Source organism: Nitrosomonas sp. GH22, from assembly GCF_009833115.1.
Lineage (GTDB): Bacteria > Pseudomonadota > Gammaproteobacteria > Burkholderiales > Nitrosomonadaceae > Nitrosomonas > Nitrosomonas eutropha.
The window spans coordinates 60,130-74,919 of the sequence record NZ_QRCA01000026.1 but is presented as its reverse complement, the minus strand read 5'-3'; the positions used below and the strand labels follow the sequence as shown (position 1 = coordinate 74,919).

10 protein-coding genes and 1 pseudogene are annotated in these 14,790 nt (G+C 49.7%); 5 read left to right on the top strand and 6 right to left on the bottom strand.

What is annotated here, in order from left to right; all coding sequences use genetic code 11:
- Positions 1–188: 188 nt before the first annotated feature.
- Positions 189–539 carry a helix-turn-helix domain-containing protein gene (locus ABF86_RS08755; RefSeq protein WP_160803539.1) on the bottom strand — a complete coding sequence of 117 codons (351 nt, stop codon included), beginning with the start codon at positions 537–539 and terminating at the stop codon, positions 189–191.
- A gap of 32 nt (positions 540–571) precedes the next feature.
- Positions 572–1,584 (bottom strand): annotated as a pseudogene (locus tag ABF86_RS08750) (IS3 family transposase); the annotation flags it as partial.
- A 430-nt stretch (positions 1,585–2,014) separates the two neighbouring features.
- Here ABF86_RS08750 and ABF86_RS08745 point away from each other — a divergent pair.
- The 5 genes from ABF86_RS08745 (at position 2,015) to ABF86_RS08725 (ending at position 7,747) form a co-directional block, all read left to right on the top strand.
- Complete coding sequence (locus tag ABF86_RS08745) at positions 2,015–4,414, top strand: DNA internalization-related competence protein ComEC/Rec2 (protein WP_160803537.1); 2,400 nt, start codon at positions 2,015–2,017, stop codon at positions 4,412–4,414.
- Positions 4,415–4,610: 196 nt separating this feature from the next.
- Positions 4,611–4,928 carry a flagellar transcriptional regulator FlhD gene (gene flhD, locus ABF86_RS08740; protein ID WP_011633826.1) on the top strand — a complete coding sequence of 106 codons (318 nt, stop codon included), beginning with the start codon at positions 4,611–4,613 and terminating at the stop codon, positions 4,926–4,928.
- Between the two features lie 26 nt (positions 4,929–4,954).
- Positions 4,955–5,530, top strand: coding sequence for a flagellar transcriptional regulator FlhC (flhC, locus tag ABF86_RS08735; RefSeq protein WP_011633827.1), 576 nt, complete (start codon positions 4,955–4,957; stop codon positions 5,528–5,530).
- A 277-nt stretch (positions 5,531–5,807) separates the two neighbouring features.
- A complete protein-coding gene (gene murJ, locus ABF86_RS08730; RefSeq protein ID WP_160803536.1) occupies positions 5,808–7,337 on the top strand; it encodes a murein biosynthesis integral membrane protein MurJ in 1,530 nt (509 codons plus the stop codon).
- A gap of 209 nt (positions 7,338–7,546) precedes the next feature.
- On the top strand, positions 7,547–7,747 hold the full coding sequence (locus ABF86_RS08725) for a hypothetical protein (RefSeq protein ID WP_041353438.1): 201 nt from the start codon (positions 7,547–7,549) through the stop codon (positions 7,745–7,747).
- Between the two features lie 316 nt (positions 7,748–8,063).
- Here the strand turns inward: ABF86_RS08725 and bamC are convergent, their stop codons facing one another.
- The 4 genes from bamC to ABF86_RS08705 all read right to left on the bottom strand — a co-directional run bounded on the left by bamC (position 8,064) and on the right by ABF86_RS08705 (position 14,769).
- The gene (gene bamC, locus ABF86_RS08720; RefSeq protein ID WP_074684864.1) at positions 8,064–9,224 is read right to left on the bottom strand and encodes an outer membrane protein assembly factor BamC; all 1,161 of its coding nucleotides are present in this window, start codon (positions 9,222–9,224) and stop codon (positions 8,064–8,066) included.
- Between the two features lie 9 nt (positions 9,225–9,233).
- On the bottom strand, positions 9,234–10,112 hold the full coding sequence (gene dapA, locus ABF86_RS08715; RefSeq protein ID WP_074684863.1) for a 4-hydroxy-tetrahydrodipicolinate synthase: 879 nt from the start codon (positions 10,110–10,112) through the stop codon (positions 9,234–9,236).
- A gap of 90 nt (positions 10,113–10,202) precedes the next feature.
- A complete protein-coding gene (gene clpB, locus ABF86_RS08710; protein WP_074456237.1) occupies positions 10,203–12,794 on the bottom strand; it encodes an ATP-dependent chaperone ClpB in 2,592 nt (863 codons plus the stop codon).
- Between the two features lie 481 nt (positions 12,795–13,275).
- Positions 13,276–14,769 carry an FMN-binding glutamate synthase family protein gene (locus tag ABF86_RS08705; protein WP_011633832.1) on the bottom strand — a complete coding sequence of 498 codons (1,494 nt, stop codon included), beginning with the start codon at positions 14,767–14,769 and terminating at the stop codon, positions 13,276–13,278.
- Positions 14,770–14,790: the final 21 nt, after the last annotated feature.

The window sequence follows — 14,790 nt, the reverse complement described above, 5'->3', positions numbered from 1 at the left end:
GGGTGGGCGATGCGGGACGCAGTCCCGCAAGGAAGGGGGTGCACTTCGAGGGGCCGTGGGGCACGCAGTGCCCGCGGGGCGGGCGGGCCGGCGCGCGACCCCGCTGTCGCGTCATGTTGGTGGCCGTTGCCGTCTCATCCAGGAAGACCAGGTGACGGCAATCCCAATGCTGCTGCTCGCGGGCCCACTCAGTTCGTGCCTGACGTACGTCTGTGCGCGATTGCTCGCTGGCGTGCAGGGTTTTTTTTAAAACTCAACCCCCATTTGTTCAGTTGATGCCATAGCGCCGGCACCTTGATCTGAATGCCTTCTGCAGCCAACCGTTCACTGAGCTCGACAAGCGTTAGATCCGGCGTGGCTTCTATCCATTGCCGAATCTGTGCTTCCTTGTGCGCAATGCGGGATCGCCGATAACCTCCCATCGGCAAGCTATGGCGCTGGCCCTCTTCTTTCCATCGCTTGCGTACCTGATACACCCGCATGCGACTCACCTCAAAGCGCCGGGCAATTGCCGTTGGACCTTCGCCACGATCGGTAATCCCCCCGTTTTTAACCGGGGTTAAAAGTAGAGCTAAGCGGCCAAGACCAATTTCTGTTTCGGGGTGATGCCTCCGATGGCAGTGTTTGGCCGTTTGTGATTATAAGTCCACAGCCACTGTGTGGCGAAATCCTGGACTTCATCGATCGAATCAAACATGTAGTGCGCCAGCCAATCGTAGCGCACTGTGCGGTTATAACGCTCGACATAAGCGTTTTGTTGCGGGCTGCCCGGTTGGATAAATTCAAGCTTGATGCCACGCCTGTTCGCCCATGCCATGGTGGTGGTGCTGATGTACTCGGGGCCGTTATCACACCGAATCACCTTGGGTGCACCGCGCCATTCAATCACTTGGTCTAGCGACCGAATCACGCGTTCTGCCGGCAGCGAGAAGTCGACATCAATACACAATCCTTCGCGATTGAAGTCATCGATCACATTGAACAGCCGGATCGAACGGCCGTCGGATAGCTGATCATGCATGAAATCCATTGACCAGACAGCGTTGACTGCCTCAGGCACCGTGAGGGGCTCCGGTTTTTCTCTTGCTAAACGCTTTTTGGGTTTGATGCGCAAATTGAGCTCCAGCTCGCGATAAATACGGTAGACGCGCTTGTGATTCCAGCCGTAGCCCTTCACATTGCGCAGATAAAGGAAACACAAGCCAAAGCCCCAGTTGCGTTGGTTGTTCGTCAAACGTATCAACCAGTCCGCGATTTCGCTGTTCTCGGATGACAGCCTAGCCTGGTAACGGTAGCAAGTCTGGCTGATGCTAAACGCTTCGCAGACCACGCGCACATTGGCCGATTTTTGTTACACTGCCCATTGCGCCATCTCTTTGCGTTGAGATGGCGCTACCACTTTTTTTGCATGGCCTCGGCGATGATTTCAGCCTTGAGCTTCTCTTCGGCGTACATCTTCTTCAAGCGCCGGTTCTCGTCTTCCAGCTCTTTCATGCGAGCCATGAGCGATGCATCCATGCCGCCAAACTTGGCGCGCCATTTGTAAAAGGTGGCAGAGCTGATGCCGTGTTCTCGGCAGAGTTCTGAGAACCTGTTCAATATCTCACTGAAGGGCACATTACGGCGTTGAAATTGAACTCAAAATGCTCACATACTTCAAGTATGCTCCGCTTTCTCGTTCAATTTTGCCTTGCACTGCATCCCTTGATCGAGATCTTGAACAGGTTCTGAGACTGGCGTGCCAACCTCGGCTTGTTTAAGAACGGCGATGATCTGACTGTCGGTAAAGCGGGATCCTTCATGTAAAACTTCCTCTAATTTGATTGGAGAAAATTCTACTTTTAAATCCGATTATTTTGTGGGGGGATTACCCCTTCTCCAGCAGGTAACGACGAAAAAAATAGAAGATAATGGCGATACCTGACGTTAACATCACCAATACTTTCACTTTTATTCATTAGGGGTATCTGGCTAACCGGGTTTTCCCGGATGGTCATTCTCTGGTATCAAATCAGTGTTGATCGGAATTTACAGTCTTGCATTTGTGTTCGGGGCCGTTTGGTTGTTGCAGCAGCCGGTTTTGCCCGAAATTTATTGGGCGATTGGGCTGATTCCGATAGTGCTGGCAGCTTTAATTCTTTCCCGACTCCAATTTCGTTTTTCCGTGTTGGTAAGCAGGTTTCTATTGTTTGTTGTTATGCTGGGTGCCGGTTTTTTCTGGACAGCGTTATCGGCGCAGATGAGGCTGGCGGACAGTCTGTCGCATGAATGGGAAGGAAAAGATATTGTGGTTACCGGTGTTGTTCCGGACATGCCGCAGTTTGCCCGGTACAGCATGCGCTTCCGGTTTGATGTGGAGCAAGTGCTGACACCGGATGCGGTAGTACCTGCCCGTATTCAGCTTTCCTGGTATCGGGATAACAGGCGTAAGGGGGTTGCTTTACCGCATATCACAGCAGGAGAGCGTTGGCGGTTAACCGTCCGGTTAAAGCGTCCGCATGGCAGCGCCAACCCGCATGTGCTGGATTATGAAGCCAGATTGCTTGAGCGTAACGTGCGCGCAACAGGTTATGTGCGAGCAGGGCAGGATAACGAGCGGCTTGAAGCATGGAACAGTGATCCGCACTACTTCTTTGAGCGTAAACGTGATGGAATTCGTAGTCATTTTCAGCATTATCTGGCCGAATATCCGTATGCAGGGGTGCTGATCGCGCTGGTGGTGGGTGATCAACGTGCTATTCCGTCGGAGCAGTGGGAGATTTTTACCCGAACCGGCACCAGTCATCTCATGGCAATTTCCGGTTCGCATATTACGCTGGTGGCCGGGCTGGTGTTTTTGCTGGCTTATTGGGTATGGCGTCGTGTTGGTCTTGCATTGTGGTTGCCTGCCCGCAAGTTTGCGCTGATGTGCGGGTTGATCGTTGCCATCGGTTATGCATTACTGGCTGGTTTTGCTGTGCCCGTGAAGCGTGCGTTATTCATGATGATCATCATCGTGGTGGCGTTCTGGGGTAACCAGCGCGTGCGTACACTGCCTGTGTTGGGGTGGGTGTTATTGCTGGTTGTGGTACTTGATCCGTGGTCGGTCATTGCACCAGGTTTCTGGTTGTCGTTTGCAGCAGTGGCGTTAATTTGCCTGGTAGTATCCGGCCGGATTGGTCGATCAAGTGCAGTAACTGGCTGGGTGCGCATACAGTGGGCGATTACGCTTGGTTTATTTCCGCTACTGCTGATCCTGTTTCAGCAGATTTCATTGATATCACCCGTTGCCAATGCGGTGGCGATACCGGTGATTACCCTTGTCATCGTGCCGCTGGCATTACTGGCTACCATTCCCGGGCTGGAATTTCTGCTGCTGGTTGCATATCCCTTTCTGCAAATTACGATGGCTGTGTTGCAGTGGCTGGGGGAGCTTCCTCTAGCCACCTGGCAACAGCATGCACCGCCTTTATGGGCGGTGATTGCAGCGACCATCGGGGTGAAATGGCTACTGCTGCCGGGCGGGCCAGGGCTGGGCGTATCAGCTGGTTTTCCTGCAAGATGGCTGGGTATACTGGCAGGATTGCCATTATTTCTAGTTTTTCCTGAAAAACCAGCTGCGGGAGAGCTCTGGCTAACTGTGCTGGATGTGGGGCAGGGGTTATCTGTAGTGTTACGTACTCGCAACCATACTCTACTTTACGATACCGGGCCAAAATATGGTGACAGTGATAGCGGGAAGTATGTGATTTTGCCATTCCTGCGTGGAGAGGGTATTCAGACGCTGGATAGGATGATCGTTTCCCACGCGGATTCGGATCACAGTGGCGGGGCATTGTCGATATTGACGAGCGTAAAAACCGGAACGTTGCTGGCATCAATTGCGGCTGATCATCCGATACGGCAAGCTGTTCCTGATAATCGCTATTGTCTTGCAGGAGATTCGTGGTGGTGGGACGGAGTACATTTCGAAATCTTGCATCCGCTGGAACCGGAGTTTTTGCTACAGAAACGCAAGACCAATGAATCGAGTTGTGTACTCAAAGTAACAACGCCACATGGCAGTGTATTGTTGCCGGGAGATATTGGCCAGAAAACTGAGGCGAGTCTACTGCAATATGCTGGTACTTCGCTTGCTTCCAGCGTGTTGATTGTGCCGCATCATGGCAGCCGATCTTCATCTTCAGAAGCTTTTGTACGACAAGTTGATCCTGGCTATGCTATTTTTGCAGTGGGTTACCGAAGCCGGTTCGGGCACCCGCATCCGGAAATAATAGAGCGCTATCAGGCGCAAGACAGCCAGCTACAGCGCAGTGATCATGATGGAGCGGTATTGTTGCGTTTTGTCCGGGGCACTATAAAAGTTGATACCTGGAGAAAGCTTAATCGCCGTTTCTGGCATGACAAGTGGTCTGCAGCAGATGAGGCAGACTGAGCATCATCCCTCGTAACAAGCGCCTGAAATTTACTACCCCTGGTTTGTAGGAAAAATTCCTACAAATTTTCAAGCCGAATTCCTACGGTTGATATGGTAACAGCCCGCTTTCCCCAATTTGCTCCCTGGTTAAAAATGCTTACATCATTTTTGAGAACAACCCGGTTTAATTTGTATATTAGAAGGAGCAGTAAAAATGGGGACAAATCAGATTTTAGACGAAATCAGGGAAGTCAATCTCAGTTATTTGCTGCTGGCTCAACAAATGCTGCGTGAAGACAGGGTTGCTGCAATGTACCGTTTAGGTATTGACGAGGATATAGCGGATATTCTGATCAAGCTGACTAACAGCCAGTTATTGAAAATGGCTGGATCCAACATGCTGTTGTGCCGGTTCCGTTTTGATGACAGCCTGATTGCAGAAATACTTACAAGTCATAAACAGGATCGCGCACTGACACAATCCCACGCTGCAATACTCATGGCAGGGCAACCTGCTGAAAAAATTTCCTGAGCACCCGTATAGAGGAGGAAGTAATCATGAAAGTGAAAAGTATTTTATCCGAAGGTAAACAGATTCAGCTTGCCACTGAATTGGTCCGGCTGGGTGCAAGGCTGCAAGTGCTCGAAGTATCTACCACACTCAGTCGCGAACGACTTGTGAAGCTGTATAAGGAAGTTAAAGGTGTTTCTCCTCCCAAAGGTATGCTTCCCTATTCCGAGGACTGGTTTACAGGTTGGCAGCCTAACATGCATTCATCATTATTCATCAATATTTACAATTACATTACCCAGTACACGAATGTTCGGGACATTGATGCCATTATCAAGAGCTATCAGCTGTATCTGGAACATATCGAGGTTAACCACCTGCAGTGTATATTGAGTTTCACACGCGCATGGACATTGGTGCGTTTTGTGGAGAGTAAGGTGCTTTCTGTTACATCCTGCGTTAAATGTACCGGGAATTTCCTGGTTCACAGCCTGGATATTCAATCCAACCATGTATGCGGGCTTTGTCATGTTCCTTCACGTGCTGGTAAAACTAAGCGAGCAGCTGCGCAGAAGGCCAAAGAGGCTCAGGAAGTTGAGATCAGAGAAGCGTGTGCGGTCTGATATCTTTTTACAGCGTTTTCTGATCCGGTTTCATTGATTTTCCACAAATAGTCAGCACTTGGTTTCCCTGAATGGAGCCAGGTGCTTTACTTCAAGATCAGTCCTGAAAAAATAGCAGAGCTTCTCTAACGATCCTTCATTCACGGTGTCAGTAAATTTCTGGTACCTCCGCATAAAATCCGGGATAATCGGCTAAAGTTAATCTTGCCTGGCCACCTGGAATCATTTCCGAAACTCAGATTCTCTAGCACTACCAATCCTGGAAACATTCTGACAATTGAACCTGCTTAAAGCACTTGCCACTGTCAGTGGTATGACATTGGTTTCGCGTATCCTCGGTTTTGTACGAGATCTGATCATTGCAAGGATATTTGGCGCAGGGATAGCGACTGATGCTTTCTTCGTAGCTTTTCGCATTCCAAATCTGCTCAGGCGCTTGTTTGCGGAAGGCGCTTTCTCCCAGGCATTTGTCCCTGTTCTGGCGGAGTACAAGAATAACCGCACCAATGAACAGACCCGTGAACTCATTGATCACGTAGCCACTTTGCTCGGCGCGGCATTGTTTGTAGTGACATTGCTGGGTATTCTGGCGGCACCGCTGATCATTTATATCAGCGCCCCGGGATTTGCAGCAGTGCCGGATAAATTTGCACTGACAGTCGAACTGCTTCGGGTTACCTTTCCTTATATTTTGTTTATTTCGCTGGTGGCATTGGCAGGCGGTATCCTGAATACCTACAGCCATTTTTCTGTGCCCGCTTTGACGCCGGTTTTGCTGAATCTTTCCTTTATCGGTTGTGCATTGTGGCTTGCGCCGCTGATGGATCCTCCTGTGCTGGCACTGGCCTGGGCGGTATTCATCGGTGGTATTTTGCAGCTGGCTTTTCAGATACCCTTTCTGCTGCGCTTGAAAAGAATGCCACGATTGCGTTTCAGGTTTCGTAACAGCGGGGCATGGCGTGTGCTTAAACTTATGGGGCCGGCAGTATTTGGTGTTTCCATTGGGCAAATCAGCCTGTTAATCAATACCATTTTTGCATCATTGCTGATAACCGGGAGTGTTTCATGGCTGTACTATGCTGATCGGCTGATGGAGTTTCCGGCAGGCATGCTGGGTGTGGCATTGGGTACCGTTATTTTGCCTTCATTATCACGTCACTATACGGAGAATAGCTCGGAGGAATTTTCCCGTCTGCTGGACTGGGGGCTGCGTCTAACTTTTTTATTAACGCTGCCAGCCGCTGTAGCACTGGCGTTGCTTGCCATACCCCTTATAACGACATTGTTTTACTATGGTGCCTTCTCCATGGAGGATGTCTGGATGACCCGGGAAGCGCTGATCGCCTACAGCATTGGTTTGCTCGGATTGATATTGGTAAAAGTGTTGGCGCCAGGTTTTTATGCCCGGCAGAATATCAGAACTCCAGTCAAGATCGCGATTTTGACGCTTGTTGCTACACAGCTCATGAATCTTGCGTTCATTATTCCACTAAAACATGCCGGGCTCGCGCTGGCGATTGGCTTGGGTGCATGTCTTAATGCGGGCGTACTTTATTCCAAATTGCGTTCCTACGGCATTTATCAGCCTTTACCTGGATGGGGATTATTTATACTCAAAATTCTGATTGCCTTGATCGTGATGAGTGTGGGGTTATGGCTGACAGCCGGGAGTAATACCGAGTGGTTTGTGCTTACAGCAACTGAGCGAGTGGCGAAACTGGGGCTAATGGTAGTGCAGGGTGGCATCAGCTATTTTGCGTGTCTATGGATATTAGGATTTCGATTACATGATTTCTCGCGGCAATAACCCAATGTATCGCTGACATACCCTGTTTTGTTTGTAGGAGTGATGTTTCAATAGGCATCCCCTCTATGGGATGCGTAAGAAGCGGATGCTTTTAACCCATTCAACTCAAGCAATAACAGTTTTATTCTACTGCTTGAGCTGAGAGATATTTTTGTTATATACTGCCGTTCGCAGCAAGGTTTATGAAATTTTTTAAAGGAACTTTAATAATGAAATTTGCTTACGCAGCTGTTATCGCTACCGCAGTTCTGCTGGTAGCATGCGGACGTCCTCATCAGGCTGTTCAAGAGTCGGAAAGAGAGAACTATGAAAAAATCATATCCGGCCAAAAAATAGACTGCGAACATGGGGTTGACGCAAATGGCAAGTGTTTGAAAGAAGGTGATACTGGTATCCCGGAAGCGCACTAAGCTAAAAAATGTATCTGTACAAAAAAACCGCCTTTTAGGCGGTTTTTTTGTACAGATACAAACTTCACCATGGAAAAATTGCAGTGAAAAAACCCCTATAAGTATCATGGTATTTTCAGATATTCGCTATGTAAGCATTTTATTCTCCACGAGACGGGGGATTAAATTCGTGGAGAATAAAGAGATATACTGCACCAATCGTAGTCAAGCCAACCAAGTATGGGGTAATAAATATATACCTACTTGTTATGCTTGCTGTCCATTCGTATAGGATGAGCAGCGCGATCAGCTGGGTAATACTGTCGCTCTATTTACTTTACTTAAGTTGTTCGTATAACAAATTAAGAATACGTTTAGCTGTTTCTGATTCTTCAGCGATTCCATCCGTGTTAAGTACACTAACTTCACTATTTAAACTGACTTCACTTATCTTGATCTGATATTTCTCCGCTGTAGAATCTTTATCAGTGTCATTGGACCAGAAAGCCAGTTTGGAAAGTAAGCCTTTCCCCTTATCCGCTTTGTGGATTTCCTCACCGGGGCTGATATAGCGGACAAAGTAAATCCCGCTCGAACGATCCCGATCTTCCACCGTAAAGCCGATCCGATCAAGCTCAAGGCCAACTCGCCGCCACGCGCGGTCAAACGGTTCCCTTATAATCAATATACCTTTCCGGGTTTTATCCAGGAACGCCCGTTCTTCAGCTGCACCACTTGCAGCAATTTCAGCCGTTGCACGTTCTTCATCCACACCGAAACGTTGCATCAGACGGTTCAGCATTTCTGCTTCCAGTTCGGGATCTGATTTGCGTGGCTGCCAGATAGTGCGATTAGTATTGCGATCTGCCAGCACTTCAATCATGCCCCGGTGACTGATAAAAATTTCGGTTGCGCCGGATTGATCCTGCTCCAGGCGGGTACGAAACTTGTCACGTTCAGCGGTGGAATAAAGGCTGTCAAGGAAAGTTGATAGTGCACTTCGGATAATATCCTGGGGTATTTTGGCACGGTTTTCTGCCCAGTCAGTTTCCATGATTCCCAGATCGGGTGCTTCCACCTTGAGCAGAAATCCCATATCTTGCCAGAATTCTTTGATAACCGGCCATACTGCGGCGGGTTCGCGTGGCACAACCAGCCAGCGCTGAGTACCGGAGCGTTCGATATGAATTCCGTTCTGCAGCGCAGTGGCAGAGAGTACGGGTAAATTTGCCCGCTCCCTTAATAGTCCGCTCCGGGTGCTGTTGTAAGTCGAGAATGTAGCGCTGCCGGACGCATCAACATCCGGAATGGCAAATCGTTCGTTGGTTTCGGGACTGGTCAGATCAGGCGGGACTTCAAGTGGAGGAAGTTTCCCTGCCGACTTGTAATCAATCTTTTTATTTTCGGGTAGCAGGTTGCAGCCCGAAACGAGGATCGCCAGCGTAATATTTGCAATCAGAAATTTTCTCAGACGTCTGCTCGGACGCTTCTTAAGCATGGTAAACCTTTAAACCGTGATACCAGCCTGCAGCATCGCTTTTCTGATCAGTTCGTGATGCTGGCTGGATAAAGCCGTCAATGGCAGACGTATGTTTTCGTTGATCAATCCCATTTTTGCCACCGCCCATTTGACCGGGATGGGATTGGCCTCGACAAACAAATCGATATGCAGCTTGAATAATCGGGCATTGATTGCCCGTGCCTGGGCCAGATCGCCGGACAGAGCAGCAGTACACATTTCGTGCATCAATCGCGGGGCGACGTTGGCGGTAACCGAAATAATGCCGTGTCCACCGAGCAACAGCAGCGCCAGTGCTGTGGCATCATCACCACTGTAAACAGCAAAATTATCTGGTACACGCTGCACCAAATCACATCCGCGTGCAATGTTGCCAGTGGCATCCTTGATACCAACGATACCGGGAATCTGCGCCAGCCGTAATGTGGTTTCATTACTGATATCTGCTACAGTCCGCCCCGGTACGTTATATAAGATCATCGGAATATCTACTGCTTCGGCGATTGCCTTGAAATGCTGGTACAACCCTTCCTGAGTCGGCTTGTTATAGTAGGGTGCGACGGACAGGCAGGCATCTGCGCCGGCATTCTTCGAAAACACGGTGAGCTCGATTGCTTCCCGGGTCGAATTGGCACCAGTGCCGGCGATGATCGGAATGCGTCCGGCCGCATAGGAAACAGCTGTTCGAATCAGCAGATCGTGCTCATCAAAATCTACGGTGGGAGACTCCCCTGTGGTACCGACTACGACAATGCCATCCGTTCCCTGTTCGATATGAAAGTCGATCAAGGCACAGAATCTATCCAGATCCAATGCCCCGTCTTCCAACATGGGAGTGACGATCGCTACATGACTACCTCTGAACATGGCACTTTATCTATATAAAAAATAATAATCATTATTCTACCCGAAACAATCTGCTTTCATTCAATTTCAGCGATTGGCCATAAGCCAGGCTTAATGCTGTTTCGAGAACTGCATACTACCGTCACCATATTTAACCAGGATAGTATCTCCAGCAGAGAAATGACCCTCCAGCAATTCTCTGGACAGCGGATTTTCGATCTGAGACTGAATGGCACGTTTCAGAGGCCGAGCACCAAATATCGGATCAAAACCAGCCTCAGCCAGTTTTGCCAGAGCTGATTCTGAAACCACCAGTTTCATCTCCATTTGCGCCAATCGGGCTCCCAGATTACTCAACTGAATTTTGGCAATTGACTTGATGTGCGCTTCATCCAGTGAATGGAAAACAACCACCTCATCAATACGGTTAATAAACTCTGGTCGGAAATAGGTTTTAACCTCTCCCATTACTGCTTGCTTGATGGCTTGGTAATCATCGCCGCTCATCTGCTGGATCATCTGTGAACCTAAGTTGGAAGTCATGACGATGACCGTGTTTTTGAAGTCTACGGTGCGTCCCTGGCCATCCGTCATCCGACCGTCGTCCAGCACCTGCAGTAACACATTAAACACGTCCGGATGTGCTTTTTCTACTTCATCGAGCAGAATGACGGAATAAGGCTTACGTCGTATCTGTTCAGTCAGATAACCGCCTTCTTCATAGCCAACATAGCCTGGCGGCGCGCCAATCAGGCGCGCGACTGAATGCTTCTCCATGAATTCAGACATATCCACCCGGATGAGATGTTCCTCGGAATCAAACAGGAATCCTGCCAGTGCCTTGCACAACTCGGTTTTACCTACTCCAGTCGGTCCCAGGAACAAGAAAGATCCATAGGGTCGGTTGGGGTCGGACAACCCGGAACGAGAGCGCCGGATTGCGTCAGAAACCAGCCGGACAGCCTCATCCTGACCAATGACCCGTTCATGCAATTTATCTTCCATGAACAACAGTTTTTCGCGCTCGCCCTGCATCATTTTGGAAACCGGGATACCGGTTGCACGCGAAACAACCTCAGCGATTTCCTCAGCGCCTACCTGGGTTCGGAATAATTTTGGCTGTGTGGCCTCCTCGGCTGATTCATCATGGTGCAATTGCTCTGCAAGCTGTGTTTCCAGTTGCGGAATACGACCGTATAGTAACTCTGATGCTTTTTGCAAGTCCCCCTTACGCCGTGCGGCTTCTTCTTCCCGACGCAGTTTCTCAAGCTCTTCCTTAATTTCCTGTGAACCTTTCGCGCGGGATTTTTCCGCTTTCAGTATTTCGTCCAGATCAGCGTATTCACGTTCCAGTTTTTCGATTTCCTCTTCAAGCAGTGCCAGACGTTTTTTCGAGGCCTCATCCTTTTCCTTTTTCACGGCTTCACGCTCGATCTTCAGCTGAATAAGGCGCCGATCAAGTTTATCCATGACTTCCGGCTTGGAATCCTGCTCCATGCGAATGCGTGCTGCCGCCTCGTCGATCAGATCAATTGCCTTGTCTGGCAGAAAACGGTCGGTAATGTAACGATGGGAGAGTTCGGCAGCCGCAACAATAGCTGGGTCAGTAATTTCCACACCATGATGCAATTCGTATTTTTCCTGCAGCCCGCGCAGGATGGCGATCGTCGCCTCGACGCCGGGTTCGTCCACCAGTACTTTCTGGAAACGGCGTTCCAACGCAGCATCCTTTTCAACGTATTTGCGGTATTCATCCAGCGTGGTTGCACCCACGCAATGCAGCTCACCGCGTGCCAGTGCTGGTTTGAGCATGTTGCCGGCATCTATCGCGCCTTCTGCCTTACCAGCACCGACCATCGTATGCAGTTCATCAATGAACACGATAGTACGGCCTTCATCTTGCGCCAGCTCTTTCAGTACAGTCTTCAATCGCTCTTCAAACTCGCCACGATATTTGGCGCCGGCCAGCAGTGCTGCCATGTCCAGCGATAACACTCGTTTGTTTTTCAGTGTTTCGGGCACTTCACCATTGACGATACGTTGCGCCAACCCTTCCACAATGGCTGTTTTACCGACGCCCGGCTCACCAATCAGGACGGGGTTGTTCTTGGTACGCCGTTGCAATACCTGAATTGTCCGCCGGATTTCGTCATCCCGTCCGATCACGGGATCGAGCTTGCCCGAGCGGGCACGTTCAGTCAGATCCAGCGTATATTTCTTCAGGGCTTCCCGACTGCCTTCTGCTTCAGCATCGGTTACCTGTTCTCCGCCGCGTACAGAATCGATTGTCTGTTCCAGTGCAGCGCGTGTAACACCGTATTGTTTCAGCAATCGTCCGGTCTCGCCTTTGTCTTCCAGTACAGCCAGCAGAAACATTTCTGAAGCAATGTACTGATCTCCTCTTTTCTGCGCCTCCTTGTCAGTCAGGTTGAGCAGATTGCCCAGATCACGAGAAATATTGATCTCCCCGCCTGTTCCTTCCACTTTTGGCAAAAGTTTCAGGCTTTGTGTCAATGCCTGGCGCAATGGTTGAACATTCACTCCGGCACGTTGCAGCAACGAGGCAATACTGCCATCTTCTTGCTGCATCAGTGCGAGCAGAAGATGCTGAGGTTCAATATAGGGATGATCCTGCCCCAGCGCCATGCTTTGCGCATCGGCGAGAGCCTGCTGAAACTTGGTGGTGAATTTGTCGAACCGCATGTCATCTCCTGAAGTGAAGTAAAGATTGGAATGCCCTTACTATATGGCGTGGTGGCGAAATTTCAACCCGGTGGCGCGATTTGATTTTTTAACTGGAGATGAACTGGTGAAGTATTGGTTGCTGGCTGGCTAGTGATTACGGGGAGAGGCGGAAGGGATCGTCCCTTTAATTCGAATTGAAATGGTGGCTATTTGATAATTAGCCAGGAGAGGTAATTCCTTAATTTTAAGAGTGTTTCTTGATGGACTCGCTGCCGATCCAGATGAGAGAAATCGCTCCACTACTGCTGGAAGCAGTGGAGCTGGTGATGGGCAGGTTTAATCAATTTTATTTTTGATTTCAGAAGCCTTATCTTTGGCTGTATCATAAGGTTTCATTTGCTTGATTCTTGGCTGTTTGTTTCAGCTGTCCGTGCATGCTGCTTCTTTGGCGCAGTTAATTGCCTTATTGGTGGATCGTTTCACATTGTTTGTCAAGGTGCTAATGAGAGCGTTGATTTCTTATCTCCGGGTAAGGATATAGCATGTTCAGCGCAATGCTCTTTCCGGCCGTTTCCACGATGCGGATATGTTCCCGACGTAGTTCACGGGCATGCCGCAATCCGCAAGAATGGGCAATCATGCTGATTTCGTGATTAACGTTGGTGGCGTAATTGGCCACTCGCAGATATTTCTCTTCCACGACCAGGCCACGTTGCAGGCGCGGGTTATTGGTAGTGATACCGGTCGGGCAGGTGTTCAGGTGACAGCGCATGGCCTGAATGCAGCCCAGGGAAAACATGAATCCCCGAGCGGTATTGACGAAATCTGCACCCGCACATAATGCCCATGCACATTTGGCAGAAGTAACCAGTTTCCCTGCTGCAACGACGCGGATACGCTGTCTCAGGCCGGATTCGATCAGAGCATCGACCACCCGCGGCAGTGCCTCGGTAATCGGCAGCCCGGCATAATCGATCAGCGCCTGTGGAGCTGCGCCGCTGCCACCTTCACCGCCATCAATTGTCAGGAAATCGGGGGCATATTCCAGCCCTCTACGCAGGATGACATCGCACAACTCATTGATGAAATGCCAGCCACCAATAGCAGTTTTGATGCCAACTGGTCGTCCGGTCAGTTCCCGGATAAAGGCAATTTGATCCAGCAGTTCTTCAATATTACCAACATCGTGATGCCGGTTGGGACTGATAGAATCCTGCCAGGGGGGAATGCCCCGGATAGCGGCAATTTCCGGGCTGACTTTGCATGCCGGCAGCATGCCGCCTTTACCTGGTTTTGCCCCTTGCGAAAGTTTGATTTCAAATGCCTTGACGGATTGGGCAATTTCCCGTGCACGGGTGGCAGAAAACTTTCCCTGCTCATCCCGGATACCGTATTTGGCTGTGCCGATTTGCATGATGATGTCGCATTTCCCTTCCAGGTGAAAAGGAGCTAATCCCCCTTCGCCTGTGCTTAGCCAGCATCCGGCCTTAGCCGCACCAAGCGAAAGCGCACGCACAGCTGGTGCGGAAATGGCACCATAGCTCATACCGCTGATGTTGATGATGGATTGCGCCAGAAAGGGCTGGTCGCAGTAACCTTCACCAATGGACAGGGCGGGGATGGGCAGCTGATCTTCTTCCAGTATGGGAAAAGCGGCATTGACAAAAATGAGCGCCCCGGGTTCGCACAGATCGTACGAGGAGCCAAAGCCAACAGTACTTTCCATATTTTTGGCATTTTTATAGATCCAGCTCCGAGTAGCGCGATTGAATGGCATTTCATCACGATCTCCGGTAAAGAAATATTGGCGGAAATACTTTCCCTGCGTTTCAAAAAAATAGCGCAATCGCCCGATGATGGGATAATTGCGCAATATGGTGTGCTTTTTCTGGGTGGCATCGCGGATGAAAAAGATGACTATGGCACCCACGATAATTAGCCCTAAAATAGTGGCAGTACTGAAAATAATTAGATTGATCAGGCTGTCTGACATGGTGTCTGGAATGATGTTCTA

Bases quoted from the DNA above. Each gene is read 5' to 3' on its own strand.
- flhD (WP_011633826.1), top strand. From the start codon at position 4,611: ATGGGGACAAATCAGATTTTAGACGAAATCAGGGAAGTCAATCTCAGT.
- flhC (WP_011633827.1), top strand. From the start codon at position 4,955: ATGAAAGTGAAAAGTATTTTATCCGAAGGTAAACAGATTCAGCTTGCC.
- ABF86_RS08725 (WP_041353438.1), top strand. From the start codon at position 7,547: ATGAAATTTGCTTACGCAGCTGTTATCGCTACCGCAGTTCTGCTGGTA.
- bamC (WP_074684864.1), bottom strand. From the start codon at position 9,224: ATGCTTAAGAAGCGTCCGAGCAGACGTCTGAGAAAATTTCTGATTGCA.
- dapA (WP_074684863.1), bottom strand. From the start codon at position 10,112: ATGTTCAGAGGTAGTCATGTAGCGATCGTCACTCCCATGTTGGAAGAC.
- clpB (WP_074456237.1), bottom strand. From the start codon at position 12,794: ATGCGGTTCGACAAATTCACCACCAAGTTTCAGCAGGCTCTCGCCGAT.
- ABF86_RS08705 (WP_011633832.1), bottom strand. From the start codon at position 14,769: ATGTCAGACAGCCTGATCAATCTAATTATTTTCAGTACTGCCACTATT.